We start from the raw sequence: 18467 nt of genomic DNA, 5'->3' as shown, positions 1-18467 counted from the left end.
TATAAGTTAGAGAAAAATACAGCTATCTTGGCTACTATTGCAGGAGCTGGCCCAATGATAGGCTTCTTGGGTACGGTAGTAGGTATGATTATGTCATTTCACGAAATGGCTACCGCTGGTGGGCAAGCTGAGATGGGGGCTTTAGCAGGAGGTATCTATACGGCTATGGCCACTACAGTAGCGGGACTTATAGTAGGTATCATAGCCTATGTGGGGTACAACCATTTAGTGGTAAAAACCGATAAAATAGTTCACCAAATGGAAGCTAATGCAGTAGAGTTCTTAGATTTGCTCAACGAACCTCTTTAGTCTGCTAGTTGCTTAATTAAAGAAAAAGTTATGAAATTAAAAGGTAGAAATAAAATCAGCCCAGAGTTCAGTATGTCGTCTATGACCGATATAGTGTTCTTGCTTTTGGTATTTTTTATGATTACAGCTAATAGCCCTAATGCATTAGACTTATTATTACCAAAAGCAAAGGGTAAATCAACTAATACACAGAATGTTTCGGTAAGTATTGATAAAAATTTGAATTATTTTATTGATAAAAGACCTATTTCTGTTACCAATTTAGATAGCGAACTTAGGTCGGCTCTAAATGGGGTAGAAAACCCTACTATTATCTTACGAGTAGAGGAAAGTGTGCCAATAGAAAATGCCGTAAATGTAATGGATATAGCCAACCAAAATCAGTATAAAGTAATTTTGGCAGTACGCCCAAAATAGATGAAAAATTATGAGTTTATTAGATACCACACATAAGCGCAAGTCGCTGGTACTCACTACCGCTGTGATGAGCATAGTGGTGCTATTGCTCTTCTTTGCGGGAATGACTTATTTAGACCCTCCGCCAGAGAGTGGAGTAGAGGTGATATATGGGGTAGATGTTACGGGTATGGGGGAACGTACAACGCCTCCTAGTGCTGCCCAACAAGTAGAGACCCAAACGCCTCCTGAATCGGTGCCAGAAGAAACAACTTCTACAGAGGTGAAAGAGAATCTTTTAGCCCAAGATAATGACGAAACAGTAGCAATAGCCGAAGCGCCTAAAAAACAAGAAAAAAAGAAAGAAACTCCTAAAACAGAAACTCCTAAGCCTGACCCTAAACCTTCGCGTGAAACCTCTGAAGCACTTTCAAGTATATTGGGGGCTGCTAATGCAGGGGGTAGTGGTACTGCAGGACAAGGTGACGGACAGCGACCTGGTTACCAAGGACAAATAGATGGTAGTCAGTATGCCGACTCCTACTATGGTGCAGGAGGTGGTGGCTCCTCTGGCAAAGGTTGGGGACTGAAAGGGCGCAGTATTGCTACCCAAGGGAAGGTTGTACAAGATTGCAATGAGGAAGGACGTGTAGTAGTACAGATAGAAGTAGATCGTAGTGGTAAAGTAGTAAAAGCTACGGCTGGCGTAAAGGGTACCACTAACTCAGCTCAGTGTCTGTTAGACGCTGCTCGCAAGACGGCCTATAAACACAGCTGGAATCCTGATGAAAATGCTCCTGCCCGTCAAGTAGGCTTCATAGTGATCAACTTCAAATTAGGAGAGTAAGAATGAACTATCAAGAAACATTATCGTGGATGTTCAATCAGTTACCAATGTTTCAAACACAAGGAAAAACTGCTCTGAACAATAAATTAGACAGAACAATTGCTTTTGCCTCAGTATTAGGAAATCCCGAAAAGAAATTCAAAACCTTACATATAGCTGGTACTAATGGCAAAGGGTCATCGAGTAGTATGCTCGCTTCTATACTGCAAGAGGCTGGTTATAAAGTAGGGCTTTACACTTCTCCTCATCTCAAAGATTTCAGAGAGCGCATCAAAATAAATGGTGTAGAAATTCCTGAGGAACGTGTAGTGAGTTTTATTGCTGCCCATAAAGATTTTCTAGCCACTCATCACCTCTCTTTCTTTGAAATGACAGTAGGTTTGGCTTTTGATTATTTCGCTGAAGAAAAAGTTGATATAGGGGTAATAGAAGTGGGCTTAGGGGGGCGTTTTGATTCTACTAATATCATCACTCCGGAAGTGTCGCTTATCACCAATATTTCTAAAGATCATACCGATATATTAGGTAATACCCTACCTGAAATCGCTTTTGAAAAGGCAGGTATTATCAAGAAAAATACCCCTGTAGTGATTAGTGAATATCAAGAAGAGACAGCCCCTGTATTTATTAAGCGAGCAAAAGAAGACAAGGCTCCTATAGTTTTCGCTAATGAACTGACCACTAACCTCACTACCGATTTGCAAGGTATTTATCAAGAGAAAAACATCAAAGGTGTAATAGCTGTAATTGATTTTTTAAAACATCAGGGTTGGGATATCAGCGATGAAAACCTCAAAAACGGCTTGCTAAATGTAGTGAAGAATACCCATCTCAAAGGGCGTTGGCAAACTCTTAGTACTCACCCAACTGTCGTATGCGACACAGGGCATAATATTGGCGGACTCACTTATGTAATGGAGCAGCTGAAAAAGCAAACTTATACACAGCTACATATAGTAATAGGTTTTGTAAAAGAAAAAGATGTAAAGGCTGTTTTAGACCTTTTTCCTAAAGAAGCACATTATTACTTCTGTAGTCCGAATATCAAGCGTGGATTGGCTGTAGAGATATTGAAAGAAATTGCCACTGCTAAAAGGTTGAAAGGGGAGGCTTACTCTTCAGTACAAGAAGCAGTATCTGCAGCTAAAGCAAAGGCACAACCTACTGATTTTATTTTTATAGGGGGGAGTACCTTTGTAGTTAGTGAATTAGCTGATTTGTAAATTTGCTAATTTGCTAATTCTTTTTTTTATTAAATAGCTAATTTTTTTAAACCTATGAATACAATTGTTATAAACCCTTATTACACCCTTATTATTGCTACTCTTGTGCTATTGGTAGGACGCTTATTGGTAGGGAAAATAAAGATACTTCAAAACTTCAATATTCCTGAGCCAGTGGCTGGCGGACTATTAGCTGCTATTATTATCTTTTTGCTGTATCTTAAATACGAAATTTCATTAGAGTTTAGCACTAATTTGCAAGAGGCTTTTATGCTGTTTTTCTTTTCTTCAATAGGGCTCAGTGCTGATTTTTCTCGATTAAAAGCAGGAGGTAAAGGGCTGATTTTCTTTCTGGGGGTAGTGGCTCTTTTTATAGTAGTACAAAACTCAGTAGGAGTAGGGTTGGCAAGTGCATTGGGGCAAAATCCTATTATGGGCTTGATAACAGGTTCTATCACCCTGACCGGTGGACACGGTACGGCAGGTGCGTGGGGTAAGATATTAGAGACAGACTATGGTATTAAAGGGGCAACGAGTCTTGGTATGGCTTCAGCTACCTTTGGTTTGGTACTCGGTGGACTTATAGGAGGTCCTGTCGCACGAAAATTAGTCAATAATATGGGGAGAAAACCTATAACTGATAAAGCTACTGATAATGTAGTAGATACTGTAGTTGAAGTGTTTGAAAATGCAGGTAAGCAGCGTCTTATCACTTCAAAATCAGCTATAGAGACAATGGCTCTTTTTGCTGCTTGTCTATCGTTTTCAGCTATAATGGTTTCTCCTACAGTAACAGCTTACTTACCTGAAAAATTTACTATTCCACAGTTTGTATGGGCTTTATTCTTCGGGGTACTTCTGCGCAATGTACTTACCAATGCTTTCAAAGTAAATATGTTTGACCGAGCTATAGATGTGTTTGGCAATGCCTCACTAAGTCTCTTTTTAGGAATTGCTCTTTTAAACCTAAAACTTTGGACGTTGTTAGATATAGCTGTGCCAATGCTTATCATTTTAGCGGTACAAACCTTTGTAATGTGTACTTATGCTTATTTTGTAACTTTCCGCTTAATGGGGTCTGATTATGATGCAGCAGTACTCTGTGCAGGGCATTGTGGTTTCGGCTTAGGAGCTACCCCTACGGCAGTGGCTAATATGCAATCGGTTACTGAGCGTTTTGGGCCTTCCCATAAAGCCTTTCTAATCGTACCGATGGTAGGGGCTTTCTTTATAGACTTTATCAACGTCTTTATTTTAACTACTTTTATAGGTTTTTTAGGATAGAAAACAAAAAAAAATCATATTTTATTTTCTTATTAATATAATCTTTTGTACTTTTACCGCCTGAATAATTAATTACTAATATTTGTATGGATAAAATGATGTTATATCTACCGTTAGCCCTTGCTATTCTGGGGCTTATCTTTATGATTACAAAGGCTTTGTGGGTAAACAAGCAAACCACAGGCAACGAACGAATGCAAAGCATCTCTAAAAGTATCAAAGAAGGTGCAATGGCATTTCTTAATGCTGAATACCGTATTTTAGGTATTTTTGTGGTAATAGCCGCTATAGCCTTATTTATTGTTTCGCGTATGGTGGAGACTTCTCACTGGCTTATCGTAGTAGCTTTTGTGTGTGGAGCGTTTTTCTCTGCCTTAGCAGGAAACATAGGTATGCGTATTGCTACCAACTCTAATGTGCGTACTACTGAAGCTGCACGCACTAGTTTGCCAAAAGCCTTAAAAGTGTCATTTGGAGGTGGTACTGTAATGGGATTAGGAGTAGCAGGTTTAGCTGTATTAGGTTTGAGCTTGTTCTTCATCCTCTTTGTAAACACCTTTATAGAAGGTGGTAAACCTTTTTATGATGAAATGACTCTTGTTCTTGAAGCTTTGGCTGGTTTCTCATTAGGAGCTGAGTCTATTGCCCTTTTTGCTCGTGTGGGAGGTGGTATTTATACTAAAGCCGCTGACGTTGGAGCTGACCTTGTAGGAAAAGTAGAAGCAGGTATCCCAGAAGATGACCCTCGTAACCCTGCCACTATCGCTGATAACGTAGGTGATAACGTAGGTGACGTAGCTGGTATGGGGGCTGACCTATTTGGTTCATATGTGGCTACAGTACTTGCCTCAATGGTATTGGGTAACTACGTAATCAAAGATATGGCGATGAGTAATGGAGGTGCCTTTACAGACAACTTCGGCAATATGGGGCCTATACTTTTACCTTTGGTAATCGCAGGGGTAGGTATTGTAGCTTCTATCATAGGTACTTTCTTTGTAGGTATCAAAAATAATGAAGCTAAAGAAAAACAAGTACAAAGTTCGCTAAACACTGGTAACTATGTAGCTTTAGGGCTTACTTTGGTAGCTTGTTTCTTCTTAATTAAATATATGCTTCCTGAAACTATTCAGATGAGTTTCTTTGGAGAAGGTGTAAAGAGTATTCCAAGTATTAATGTATTCTATGCTACTATCGTAGGTTTAGCCGTAGGGTTACTTATTTCTACTATTACTGAATACTTTACTGCTTTAGGTAAAAAACCAGTGTTGAACATTGTGCGCAACTCTTCTACTGGTGCTGCTACTAACATTATAGCAGGTTTAGCTACCGGTATGAAATCAACCTTTGGTTCTGTATTGCTTTTTGCAGTAGCTATCTGGGGGTCTTATGCCTTAGCAGGTTTCTATGGGGTTGCGATTGCAGCTTCAGCAATGATGGCTACTACTGCTATGCAATTGGCTATTGATGCTTTCGGGCCTATTGCTGATAATGCAGGAGGGGTAGCTGAAATGAGTGAACTGCCAAAAGAAGTACGCCAACGTACCGATATTTTAGACTCAGTAGGTAATACTACCGCTGCTGTAGGTAAAGGCTTTGCAATTGCTTCTGCAGCTCTTACTGCCTTAGCATTGTTTGCTGCTTATGTTACCTTTACAGGTATTGATGGTATTAACATCTTCAAAGCTGATGTATTAGCAGCCTTGTTTATTGGAGGTATGATTCCTGTAATTTTCTCAGCTTTAGCTATGCAATCAGTAGGAAAAGCGGCTATGGATATGGTGAACGAAGTGCGTCGTCAGTTCCGTGAAATTCCTGGCATTATGGAAGGAAAAGGTACCCCAGAGTACGGTAGATGCGTGGATATTTCTACTAAAGCTGCTTTGCGCGAAATGATGTTGCCTGGTGCAATTACTATTATTACCCCTATCATTATCGGTTTTGTAATGGGAGCTGAAGCTTTAGGAGCTTATATGGCTGGTGTAGCTGTATCAGGTGTAGTATGGGCAATCTTCCAAAATAACGCTGGTGGTGCTTGGGATAACGCTAAGAAATCATTTGAAGCAGGGGTAGAAATCAACGGACAAATGACTTATAAAGGTTCTGACGCTCATAAAGCAGCTGTAACTGGTGATACTGTAGGTGACCCATTCAAAGATACTTCAGGACCTTCAATGAATATCCTTATTAAACTTACTTGCTTAGTGGGCTTGGTTATCGCTCCTATCTTGGGCGGACATACCGCTGATGCTAACGGAATGCCTGTAGAAGCTCAAATACGTCAAGGAGAGGCTGAAACCGATATGATACCATTAGAACCTGCTATAGAAGTAGTAGAGGGAGTATTAAACGCTGATGGTAACTTTGAATACAATGTAGGTGATTTATTTCAATTGAATCTTTTTGACAATACAATGTTAGAAGTAGGTGAAAATTCATCTGAGGCTCGCCTTGTAAAATTGTTAGAAGATAAAAACCTTACTACTTCAGAACAATTCAAAGATAATTGGATTACTTTGGATAGAACTTACTTCAAAACAGGTAATGATGAGCTTACTGAAGGTTCAGAACAACAATTAAAAAATATTGTAGCTATATTGAAAGCTTATCCTAAGGCTGCTATCCGTTTAGGGGGGTATACTGATAATACTGGTAGTGCCGAAGGTAACTTAAAACTTTCTGAAAGACGTGCTAATTCAGTACTAAACAAATTAGTAGCATTAGGTGCTAACAAAGCACAGTTGAGCGCTCAAGGTTATGGAGCAGAGCATCCAATATGTCCTGCTAACGATACCGATGAATGCAAAGCTAAAAACAGACGTATAGATGTACGTTTAACAGCTAAGTAATAATATTTTAGTTAAATATATAAAGGGGGCGGATTGATAAAATTCGCCCTTCTTTTTAAAACCAACAGACTATGAAAAAAAAAACTCTTTTCAGTGCTACTACTTACTGCTTTAGTAGGCTGTAACCCTTCTGAAAACCAAAAGAAAATGACAGAAAATATAGATAATAATCCACTACTTATAGAAAGCACCTTGCTATACGGAGCACCAGACTTCTCAAAGATAAAAGACGAGCATTATCGTCCTGCTCTTCTTAAAGGGATGGCTTTGCAAAATGAACGTATAGCGGCTATCACAAGTAATAAAGAAGCCCCTACTTTTGAAAATACCATCGTTGCTTTAGAAAAAAGTGGAGTGGAATTAGAACGTGCCTCAGCTGTATTCAACGCTCTAACAGAAGCACATACTAATGACACACTGAAAGTATTGCAAAAAGAGCTCTCTCCTAAGTTTGCAGAGCACGCTGATGGCATTCACTTAAACGAAAAGCTTTTTGCACGTATTAAAGCCTTATATGATAAACGTGAGAGCTTGCGATTAGATGCTGAATCGCTTAAATTGTTAGAAAATTACTATGAAGATTTTGTAGTAGCAGGGGCTAATCTATCCACTACTGATAAAGAAACCCTTAAAAAATACAACAGCGAGTTGGCTTCTTTAGAAACTGATTTCAACCAAACGCTTTTAGAAGGGTCATTAGCAGCAGCACAAACTATCAATGGTCAGAAAGTAGCGATTGTAAATACTACTCAGCAACCGCTTCTTAGCGAATTAGCAGACCGCAATCAGCGCAAACAACTATTTGAAGCTGCTTGGAATCGCACCGATGGAGGCGCTCATAATACTAACGACATTTTAAAACGCATTGCCTTACTTCGTGCTAAAAAAGCAGAGCTTTTAGGCTTTAAAAACTATGCAGAATGGAGTTTGCAACGCACTATGGCAAAAACACCTACTGCTATTGTCCAGTTTTTTAAAGATTTAGTGCCTGCTTCAGTAGGTAAAGCTAAAGCTGAAGCTAAAGAGATACAAGCACAAATTGCTAAGACAGGAGGTAATTTCAGCTTAGAACCTTATGATTGGAACTTCTATGCTGAGCAAGTGCGTAAAGCTAAATACGATCTTGATGAGAACGAAATAAAACCATACTTCGAGTTGAAGAATGCTCTTGAGAATGGAGTGTTTTATGCGGCTACTAAGCTTTATGGTATCACTTTTAAAGAACGTAAAGATATACCTGTATACCACCCCGATGTATTAGTATATGAGCTTTTTGAAGAAGATGGCACTCCATTAGGGCTTTTCTATGGTGATTTTTTTGCTCGCGAAAGCAAACGTGGTGGGGCTTGGATGAGCAATTTTGTAAATCAATCGAAGTTATTAGGTACTAAACCTGTTATTTATAATGTATGCAACTATGTGAAGCCTACTGATGGCAAACCTGCTTTGCTTACTTATGATGAGCTTACTACTCTTTTCCACGAGTTCGGACATGCTTTGCATGGTTTCTTTGCTAATCAGCAGTATGCAAGTCTTTCAGGAACAGCAGTAGCACGCGATTTTGTAGAGTTTCCTTCACAATTCAATGAACATTGGGCTTTATATCCTGATATTCTTAAGAATTATGCGATACACTATCAAACTAAACAACCTATTCCGCAAGCTCTTATTGATAAAATAAAGAAAGCGAGTACTTTCAATGAGGGGTATGCTTTTACTGAAGTATTAGCAGCCGCTAATTTAGACCTACAATGGCATACAATCCCTGCAGATACTATTATTAATAATGTAAATGATTTTGAGAAGACAGCTCTTGAGAAGACCGGTTTATGGGTGAAAGAAGTACCGCCAAGATACCGCTCTTCTTACTTTGCTCATATCTTTGGAGGTGGTTATGGTGCAGGCTATTACTCTTACCAGTGGACAGAAATGCTTTGTCACGATGCCTATCAATGGTTTGAAGAAAACGAAGGACTTACTCGTGCTAATGGACAACGTTTTAGAGAGTTAATTCTATCTAAAGGCAATACAATGGATTACGAAAAAATGTATCTCAATTTCAGAGGAAAAGCCCCTGCTATTGAACCCTTACTCAAAGCACGTGGACTAAAGTAATTCAAATATCATAAAAAACTGTCCTAAGAAGTTTAAGCAAAATTCTTCTTAGGACAGCTTTTCTATGTTTATTCTTGCCATTTCCTCGCATTGATGCCGTCTAATAGTGGTTGAAAACTATCAGCAAGGTCAAACTGAGTGCCTATAGCATCAAAAATAGCATCTTGGGTCAGAACCCATTGCGGTACCTCATCTGGTATTTTACCGTTATTACTGTCGAAATAATCTTCTCGCCATTGTGGACTGTCATAATATGCCTCTAAGGCCTCATATTCTGGCTGTATAGCGTTCCACTCTTCTAAAAGAGCTTCAGCATTAGTAAGAATGCCTTCTAATCGCAAGAGGATATCATTCATTTTACTGATATTTTCGTATCGTTTATTCATTTTTTTGTTTTTTGCTTATATATCACTTCTAACTTATTCTTTCTTAAAAATTAAATTTCAGGAAAAATAATCTCTTTAGGAATGAAAGTATAGTCTTCTTTATTGATAACTTGAACTTCTTTTAAGTAATTTTCTTTAGGAAACTTAAAACAATAAGGTTTGTCTCTCAAAAAATCCCATTGAACAATAGCTTCTGAATGTGTTACCTTAATTGTTGCCCATCCTCCATCGTCTGCAACACCACAAGCACAAGTAAACAATAGATATTCACCACTTTGTAAACTACTTTTGTATAATTCAGTGGGGACTATCAGTATATCTTCAAAATCAGGATAAGTAGCTATATATCCTCATCGTCAATGAAAAGCTGTAGATAACTACAATTTTCAAAACGAATACTATCGCGAATAAGGTATTCGTCTTCTTTTAGTGTAACTACATTGATTTTGAGTCTATTCATTTCTATTTTTCAGTAAATGTACATTCTGATATACCTTTCTTATCTCGTCTCTTACTTCCATTAGAGCAAAGCCCAACAGATTCTTGCCACGCCACGAGGCGATGTTATGTGCTTTCTCGTTGTCTTTCCCTAAGCCTATCCTCCAAATGGTATCCATCGGACTCGCTTCTACCAGTATTTTATCGCCTGTAGAAAGCAAAAAGTCCATCATTTTCTTATTCTGAGTGAATTTGTAATAATTCCCATTGAGCACAATACTATATTTGGCTTTATCCCACACCTCATCGTTAAAATTTCGCACTTTCCTACCTAAGATCCTCATCAGTTTAGGGTCGGACGTGTTCATTATTTCCTCCCTCACTTGTTCATCGTCAAACAAACGCGCTTTTTCAGCCATCATATACTGCTCAGCACAGTAATACTCATCACCATCTACAGAAAAAGGTGAGGGTTGCCATTGTGAAAAACAAGATTCATCAACTACCTCTGCATTGGGCTTCCAAAAGAAAACAAACTTGAGCTTCTTTGCCGAATGGATAAAGAGTGCTATGGAGTACTTATAAGCGCCTTTAGGTTGCCAAACCGGAATTCCTTCGTAGTAATAATCCTCTTCGTCATCTATATCTTGCTCATCTTCTTCCCATCTATTGTAATGCCAAAAACAAGGATACGGAAAAAGTGCTTGGTATTCTTCTTGTTGTGTCGGGGTAAGGGTCTCATACCAGTCCCAAAACTCCCATTTATAACCTTCGCCAGCGCCCATACGCCAGCCTATCGTAAATTCAGTATAAGCAGGGAACGCAATCCACTGTGGTGCTATAGGTGTAAAAGAAAGTTTTCCCATAAATGATTTTTTTATAAATGATAATCTGCCATTGCTTCATAAAAATCAGCCTCATCAATAGCCATATTTTGGCATACCCACTTAGCAGCTTCTATATTGCTTACAGATGTTGCGCTAAGTTCTCCTAAAGGAAGCTCTCCTTCTGAGGTAATCAGATAAGTCTCACCGTTGTGCGTCTCAAAAGCAGGGGTACGGTACTCCATCTTCCTAATAGGGTTTTCATTAGCTTCTACTATATTGCTCAGGGCAGTATCCTCCTCGTTGTAAATCAATATTCCCCCTTTAGTAATAGCACTGATAAAAGCATCATACGCAGCAGGATTGTCTGTAGGGGCTATGTCGGTAATAAGAGCTACAATAGGGCGCAAGGCAGCACTTTGGGCATCGGCTTCTATAAGCACAAACTCTGTATCTGCCAAATGCACTTGTCGTCCTGCTATAGGTTGTTGCAAACAGTAACTTAAAGGTTTATTGTAGAAAGCCATAGTATGTAGCACACGCGCTAAGACTTCTTGTCTACCTTGTCCGCCCGCTATCACTACACGAGTTTTATCTTTGAAATATTCATATAAAAATTCAGTAGGTGATAGAAGTCTCAGCCCTAACTGTTGTGCTTGTAGTAGGTCGGGGTGATGCTCTGAAAGGTGCGGGTCTACCACTACACAATCAGTACTGCCTGACATTTCTTCAGGAAGGATAGTGATATGATGTTTATTACTGAGTTCTTTCATCAGTGGACGCAAATGTGTACTAGGAGCTACTATAAAATGTATATTCATAATTTGCTAATTTGTCTATGAGTTAATTTTAAATACTAAGGATTCTAAAGGGGCTATGTCTACACGCATATGCCCTTTACCGTTTTCAATATATAAGGTAGTTTCTTTTTTGCTGTATAATGCCTCAGTTAGGGGGTATTTGCCATCATTCAAAAACCAACTACCTAAGAGACAAGAAGGTAATTGCAAGTCAAAACCATAACTTTCGTGCTCATTAAAATTGGTTACTATTATCCATTGTTCGTCTTCATTACCTCTTGCAAAGCTATATACCTTATCATTGTAATAGATAGTATTTTGGCGATTATATTGGTGCAAATCGATATAAGAACCTGCTATTTTTAAGGTGAGTAAGCGTTGATAGAAATCGCGTAAAGCTCGCTCGGCATCCGAAAGCTGACCGCCATCAAAACGCTTGTCATTTACCCAACGTTGATGAGCAGGTACGCCTATATAATCAAAGATAGAGGTACGCGACGGACTGCCAAAGCCTGCCCATTCAGCGGCTCTTTCTCCTACTTCTTGACCAAAATATAACATCACTGGCGACTCGCTTATAAGGGTTGAAACTGTCATCGCAGGTTTAGCCTTTTCAGCATAGCCAGCAAATTCAGGAGAAGCAATGCGTTGCTCATCGTGGTTTTCTAAGAAGTGCAACATACGGTCTGAAATGTCAGCAAGTTCACGCTGTATAGGGGCAATAGCGTCAGTGGTATGCCCATAGCTGACAATAGCCCGCAGTGTATCGTATAGTTGTACTTTGTCGTATAGATAATCCATTTTGCCCAAGTGCAAGTAAGGGCGGTATTCATTGGGGTTGTATACCTCAGCCAACAAGAAAGCCTCTGGATTCTGATGTTTGATAGCCGAATTGAGGTAACTCCAAAACTCTACAGGTACCATTTCAGCCATATCATAACGGAATCCATCTACACCTTTAGCAAGCCAATACAAAGCGATATCTTTAAATTTTTGCCAAGTATTAGGCACTATTTGGTCTTGCCAAAAATGGTAATGTACCTCGGTATCTTCATTCTCAAAACCTATAGGCAGCGTAGCAAAATCCTTAGTACCATCAGGACGTACCCCATAGTTAAGTTTTACAGTTTCGTACCAATCGTTGCGGTCTGGTTTAGAAGCCCGCGCTCCATTGCCTGTCCATTTAGCAGGGAACTCGTGATACTCACCATAAATACCTTCAGGTAATTGAAAAGCCTCATTGGGGTTATAGTAAAAATTGTTGTTTACAGCATATTGTATACTTGTATCATCATCTTCACCAAAACCGCGTATTCCTTTAGGCTTAGCAATGCTTTCATAGCGCCGCGCTACGTGGTTAGGCACTATATCCATTATTACTTTTAGTCCGCATTGGTGAGTACGTGCTATAAGAGCTTCCCATTCTTCTAAGCGGTGTGTAGGGTCATCAGCAAGGTCAGGATTTACCGAGTAATAATCCTTTATAGCGTAAGGTGAACCGGCACGTCCTTTTACCACTGCGGGAAAGTCGTTGCTGATGCCATAAGCTGTATAGTCAGTAGTAAGGGCGTGGTGCAATACTCCTGTAAACCAGATATGTGTTGCTCCTAACTTTTTTATCTCCAACAGGGCTTTTTCAGTGAAGTCTGAGAATTTTCCCACACCATTTTCTTCCTTGGTGCCCCACGGTTTATTGGTAGTGTTAGTATTGCCAAAGAGTCTTGTAAGCACCTGATAAACTACTATTTTGTTGTTCATTTTTGTTTCTTTTCTAAGACCTTGCAAAGGTATGAAACAATTGCTAATTAACAAAAAAACTTTGCCAAAGGTATAGCAAAATTAACCTTTGGCAAAGTAAATATCCAATTTAACTAAAAGTATTATTCGTCAATCTGTAGTATAACTACTCTAACGATAAAGAGAGAAATGCCCATATATTTTTCGTCCGTCGCGCAACTCATCGTTTAGGTCTATAGTATACCAATAGTCTCCCGAAGGCATTGGTTTACCAGCATAGATACCGTCCCACGATTCTCCAGGTTTCAAGGTAGCCATACGTCTGCCATTGCGGTCGAATACGTGAACGAAAGCGTTAGGAAAATCTTCCATTTTTTTAGGGCGCCAACGGTCATTATCTCCATCTCCATTAGGGGTGAAATAGTTAGGTATATCTATATCGATATAAGGTACTTCTACTACTAAAGTGCGTATACAGTCTTTAGCATCTTTAGCTTTCACTTCTATGGTTTTGATGCGTACCCCTCCAGCTTCTATACGTTCAGGGTCAGTGTTTTTGATAGTATACACGGGATTATTACCCTGATTTTCACCGTTGAAGTAGTAAGTGTAGCCTGATAAAGGGTCAGTTACACCGCCTTTAGCAATAACTTCTATTACATTCAAATCGTCGTTAGGTACGCGCTCTAAAGTGAATTGAGGGAAGCGTGTAAGACTAAAATTGACTATTGAAGCAGGACATATAGGGCGACCAACTCCCATAGGCTTATAGTTAACTGTAAGCGTTTGGGTAAGTGTTTCAGCATCAAAGTCATCAATAAAGGCGATATTGCCAGCTGTACGGGTAAATAAACGTTCTGTTCCGTTGTTTAGATTATAACTTATCTTATCATAATCCACTACGTTGTTGTTAAACTTAACCACTAAGGTATGTACATATCCTTTGTTTGAGGTTGGGTCACAGTTAATTTCGTTCTCTACTGATTGTACAGCTACATCAGGTTCTTCATCAATAGTAAAAGGAGCTAAATGAGCTAATAGGCAGCCCTTACTATCTTGTATAGCGATTTCGTAATGAATATTATAAGAGGAAGCTAAATTGCCAAAAGTAACGGTTTCTCCTGCCTTTACACCTATTTTTCTATCTACCACTGTCTTTTTCTCGTGGTTGATGAGATAAATACGATAAAAACCAGAGCCTCCTGCTATATTCGATAAGGTTACACTACCGTTTTGACTGTCATCGCAGGCTTGAGAGTGCGATTTATTTACCTTAATATCTACAGTGATAGGTTTAGGCGCTATAATAGTGGTTTCTGTTATGGTAGCGATACAGTTCTTACTGTCCTCTACTAATAATTGGTAACTACCACTACTAAGGTTTTCTATATATCCTTTGCCATTAGTAACAGTTATGAGAGTATGTTCAGATGTTTTTTCTGTCTTTTTCTCTAATTTGTATTTATACGGAGGTACACCTCCACTTACTTGCACTTCAAATATAAGTTTGCCATCATTAGCATCGCCGCAAGAGGGTGCTATGGCTTCAGCATTGAGTTTGCTAAGAACGATGGGAGTGTATTCTTCAATAGTAACTGATCCCATAGCCTCACAGTTAGCAGCATCTTGTACGTGTGCATAGTAATAACCTGATTTTAGGTCAGAAAAGTTGAGAGTGATAGCATTCGCTCCTACACCTACATTTGTTTCACTGTATACAGTTCCTGTGCGTTTGTGGGTGAGGGTGATAGTATAAGGAGAGACACCTCCACTCACTTGTACGATAGCGGCTCCTTTAGCATCCTCACAATTGGCTGAGGCTTGTACTGTAGTAGCAAGTTTGAGAGCAGCAGGTGGTTCTGGCATTATTACTTTTCCATAGAGCTTACAGCCTGTCTCTGCTACAGTCACTTCTATTTGGTAAGAACCTGCTGAAAGGCGAATCATAGCACTACCATTAGTTGAAGTACCTGTTACTACTGAGTTAGCGGTTATGCGATAATCAAAAGCACTCACTTTAGTAGCAGAAGCCTCTTTATTCTGTATGCTGAGGGTAAGCAATCCTTTGCCAGACGAACAAGTGGCTTTTACAGGTGTTCCTACCACTAACCTATAGTCTTCTGCCACTGACTTCACTTCATAATCTTCACCTATACTACATTGGGTTTGTTCATTCAATACCTCTATATAATACTTACCAACACCTAAGGCTTCAGTTCCATTAAGCTCCAAAGCAATATCATCGAGGCGTATCTCTCTTCTGTATTTTTTATCTTCACTTGTGATGATATATCTTAGCCATGTTCCTTTTACGTACTGAGGAGTTACAGCTACCTTTACAAGTACCTCTTCTTTGCGCTCACAAGTAGCTTTTTTTAGAGTCTCAAAGCTAATGTTTTTAAGTACAAAAGAAGGTTGAACAGTTACAGAAGTAGTCCCCTCATAACGACTACAGCCAGCAGCGTCTTGAACTTCTATGGTATAACTACCAGCAGTTACTCCTGTAAAAGTATAAACAGAAGAATTAAGCGTTTGGGTAAGTTCATTTTTAGTGTTTTGATGTACTAATCGTACCTTATAAGGAGCTTGTCCTCCTGATATATGCAAAGCTATCTCACCATTCTCTTGCGTACAATCCTTGCTGTATAGAGGGGTAGCGGTTACTTGTATAGCAGTAGGCGGTTCAGGCATTAGTACTTTATCATAAAGCTTACAGCCAGTTTCAGCTACAGTTACTTCTATTTGGTAGAATCCAGCAGGCAACTGAAGGGTTGTGCTATTATCAGTTGTAGTACCTGTTACTACAGTACTACCCGCTGTTAGACGATAGCTGAACCCACTTATTTTAGCTAAAGTACCTTCTTTAGGTATAACACTAAGGGTGAGTTGTCCTTTATCTGAAGCACAAGTGGCTTTTACAGGAGTTCCTACCACTAACCTATAGTCTTCTGCAACAGACTTCACTTCATAATCTTCACCTATTCTACATTTGGTTTGTTCATTCAATACCTCTATATGATACTTACCAACACCTAGGGCTTCAGTTCCATTAAGTTGTAAAGAGGTATCATCAAGGCGTATCTCTTTTCTGTATTTTTTATCTTCACTTGTGATGATATATTTTAGCCACGTTCCTTTTACGTATTCAGGAGTTACAGCTACTTTTACAAGTACCTCTTCTTTGCGCTCACAAGTAGCTTTTTTCAGAGTTTCGAAGCTAATGTTTTTAAGTACAAAAGAAGGTTGAACAGTTACAGAGGTAGTCCCCTCGTAACGACTACAGCCAGCAGCATCTTGAACTTCTATGGTATAATTACCAGCAGTTACTCCTGTAAAAGTATAAACAGAAGAATTAAGCGTTTGGGTAAGTTCATTTTTAGTGGTTTGATGTACTAATCGCACCTTATAAGGAGCTTGCCCTCCTGATATATGCAAAGCTATCTCACCATTCTCTTGCGTACAATTTTTGCTGTATAGAGGGGTAGCGGTTACTTGTATAACAGTAGGCGGTTCTGGCATTAGTACTTTATCATAAAGCTTACAACCAGTTTCAGCTACAGTTACTTCTATTTGGTAGAAGCCTGCAGGCAACTGAAGGGCTGTGTTATTATCAGTTGTAGTACCTGTTACTACAGTACTACCTGCTGTTAGACGATAGCTGAACCCACTTATTTTAGCTAGAGTACCTTCTTTAGGTATAACACTAAGGGAGAGTTGTCCTTTATCTGTAGCACAAGTAGCTTTTGCGGCTCTAACATTTAGCTGTATAGGGGTAGGGACTTTCACCTCAAAACCTCCATCGGCATAGCAACCTTTTTCATCGCGTATAGTTATTTTGTAGCTGTCAGGCAATACATTTAGTACGAAAGTGTTGCCTTCAGTAAACTGTATAGGTTGCTCGGCTTGCTCATTGAGTTTATAATAATGCTTGCCCTGTCCGCGTTGTGCAAGGGTGATATGCACAGGTATTTTACCATCAGTTTGCACTTGGCAGAGTTGTGCTACAATAGAGGTTATAGAGAGGATAGGGTAGCGACGAATGGTAACAGTATCCGATACCACACATCCTCTAACAGGATCCATAGCGTAAATACGCCATATGCCCTCATCTAAGCTGATAAAAGTATTACCATTTGTGGTTCCTTTTTGCCAGCAAGGTACTCCGTCATAAGTAGGAGCTCCATCTATATTGTCATCTGCATAATCAGGCTTGCGAATATCAAAAGAATCACCACAAGGTTTGTGTCCCTCTTCTATCTTTTCGTAGCCATAGATATAGCTACCTTTTTCGCCTCCTGATACACGCAAGAGCACGCTGCCCTTATCACTACTCTTATTATTGCAGCCTATGTCTTGTTTTTCTAAAAGACTCATCTGCAAAAGAGCTTGTAGGTGCAAAGAGTATTCTTTGGGCGATTTAGGACAAGAAGTACTTGTAGCCACAAAGGTATAATTACCTGATGGCAAGTTAGGCAGCTCAATACGCTGATTTACATTGCGTGTTTGGGTTGCCGTAAATGTACCGCTGGCTTTTGATGCTTTATTAGCATCTAATAGCTGCCAGCTTATCTGCTCATTTTCTTTTACGCCCCAAGCGTATACATTCAAAATTTGTGCAGAACAATTTCCTTTATCTGGGAATACTTCCATCATAAATTCCCGACAAGGATTTTCGCGATCAATAGTAATGTTGTTAGGATCGGGTTGATTTATGTTTTTTTGGGAATAACCTACGACCCCTGCTGTTAATAACAGCCACATAGTAACTAATCTTTTTTTCATAAAATATTATCTCTCTTTCACGTTAAATTAAAATTAAAAAAATCTTTTTTTAGCAAATATACGTAAAGTATTTTTACGTTTTATTTAATCTTTCATTATTTTGAAGGCTAAGTTACTGATAAATTTTAAATATGCAAGCGTTTTATCAAATTATTTTGTTAAAAAATTGAAGTTTATATAATGTTATTATCTTAACTGTCTGATTATCAGTTTTAAGATATTGTTAACATTTGTAATTAAAAATCATTATTTTTGAAGATGTTGTGTTAATCATCTGTTAATCCTATGTGTGTCGTCTCTAATTATACTTTCTTTAAGAGATATTTATGTGTTAAATTGCTTTTTGTTTATGTTTTTATGAATGAAGTATAATTGTAGCTATGAGTTAAAAATAAGTGTAAATAAATAATAGTATCAAGTAAAAAAAATTAAAAAGTACTGCTTTGGTTGTTTAAGCCAAAAGCAGTGCTTTTTAAT

Annotated in this window: 13 protein-coding genes; 7 read left to right on the top strand and 6 right to left on the bottom strand. The window is 38.9% G+C overall.

Annotation, left to right across the window (positions count from 1 at the left end; genetic code table 11):
• From HMPREF9074_RS06200 to HMPREF9074_RS06170, 7 genes are all read left to right on the top strand, one after another.
• Nucleotides 1-309 (top strand): MotA/TolQ/ExbB proton channel family protein (locus HMPREF9074_RS06200; protein WP_034540018.1); only part of this gene is annotated, 309 nt, incomplete at its 5' end.
• 30 nt (nt 310-339) lie between these two features.
• Nucleotides 340-726 carry an ExbD/TolR family protein gene (locus HMPREF9074_RS06195; protein ID WP_009391824.1) on the top strand — a complete coding sequence of 129 codons (387 nt, stop codon included), beginning with the start codon at nt 340-342 and terminating at the stop codon, nt 724-726.
• Between the two features lie 10 nt (nt 727-736).
• Nucleotides 737-1552, top strand: coding sequence for an energy transducer TonB (locus HMPREF9074_RS06190; RefSeq protein WP_009391822.1), 816 nt, complete (start codon nt 737-739; stop codon nt 1550-1552).
• A gap of 2 nt (nt 1553-1554) precedes the next feature.
• Entirely contained in the window at nt 1555-2775 is a 1221-nt protein-coding gene (locus tag HMPREF9074_RS06185) for a bifunctional folylpolyglutamate synthase/dihydrofolate synthase (protein ID WP_009391820.1), read from the top strand.
• A gap of 54 nt (nt 2776-2829) precedes the next feature.
• The gene (gene gltS / locus HMPREF9074_RS06180) at nt 2830-4059 is read left to right on the top strand and encodes a sodium/glutamate symporter (RefSeq protein WP_009391819.1); all 1230 of its coding nucleotides are present in this window, start codon (nt 2830-2832) and stop codon (nt 4057-4059) included.
• Nucleotides 4060-4145: 86 nt separating this feature from the next.
• Nucleotides 4146-6908, top strand: coding sequence for a sodium-translocating pyrophosphatase (locus tag HMPREF9074_RS06175; RefSeq protein ID WP_009391818.1), 2763 nt, complete (start codon nt 4146-4148; stop codon nt 6906-6908).
• A gap of 147 nt (nt 6909-7055) precedes the next feature.
• Nucleotides 7056-9023 (top strand): M3 family metallopeptidase, encoded by a 1968-nt coding sequence (locus HMPREF9074_RS06170; RefSeq protein ID WP_009391816.1) that lies wholly within the window; start codon nt 7056-7058, stop codon nt 9021-9023.
• Nucleotides 9024-9091: 68 nt separating this feature from the next.
• Here the strand turns inward: HMPREF9074_RS06170 and HMPREF9074_RS06165 are convergent, their stop codons facing one another.
• The 6 genes from HMPREF9074_RS06165 to HMPREF9074_RS06140 all read right to left on the bottom strand — a co-directional run bounded on the left by HMPREF9074_RS06165 (nt 9092) and on the right by HMPREF9074_RS06140 (nt 17990).
• A complete protein-coding gene (locus HMPREF9074_RS06165) occupies nt 9092-9409 on the bottom strand; it encodes a DUF4298 domain-containing protein (RefSeq protein WP_009391815.1) in 318 nt (105 codons plus the stop codon).
• A 50-nt stretch (nt 9410-9459) separates the two neighbouring features.
• On the bottom strand, nt 9460-9669 hold the full coding sequence (locus tag HMPREF9074_RS12695; RefSeq protein ID WP_009391813.1) for a hypothetical protein: 210 nt from the start codon (nt 9667-9669) through the stop codon (nt 9460-9462).
• Between the two features lie 192 nt (nt 9670-9861).
• Nucleotides 9862-10713 (bottom strand): NADAR family protein, encoded by an 852-nt coding sequence (locus HMPREF9074_RS06155; RefSeq protein WP_009391807.1) that lies wholly within the window; start codon nt 10711-10713, stop codon nt 9862-9864.
• 11 nt (nt 10714-10724) lie between these two features.
• Nucleotides 10725-11492: a Mur ligase domain-containing protein gene (locus tag HMPREF9074_RS06150; protein WP_034540014.1), complete on the bottom strand. Its 768-nt coding sequence runs from the start codon at nt 11490-11492 to the stop codon at nt 10725-10727.
• A 15-nt stretch (nt 11493-11507) separates the two neighbouring features.
• Nucleotides 11508-13229, bottom strand: coding sequence for an alpha-amylase family glycosyl hydrolase (locus tag HMPREF9074_RS06145; RefSeq protein WP_009391803.1), 1722 nt, complete (start codon nt 13227-13229; stop codon nt 11508-11510).
• Nucleotides 13230-13379: 150 nt separating this feature from the next.
• Nucleotides 13380-17990 (bottom strand): T9SS type B sorting domain-containing protein, encoded by a 4611-nt coding sequence (locus HMPREF9074_RS06140; RefSeq protein ID WP_034540012.1) that lies wholly within the window; start codon nt 17988-17990, stop codon nt 13380-13382.
• Between the last annotated feature and the right edge of the window lie 477 nt (nt 17991-18467).

Source organism: Capnocytophaga sp. oral taxon 329 str. F0087 (genome assembly GCF_000213295.2).
Taxonomy (GTDB): domain Bacteria; phylum Bacteroidota; class Bacteroidia; order Flavobacteriales; family Flavobacteriaceae; genus Capnocytophaga; species Capnocytophaga leadbetteri_A.
The sequence above is the reverse complement of the archived record's forward strand: the minus strand, read 5'-3'. Positions and strand labels throughout refer to the sequence as shown.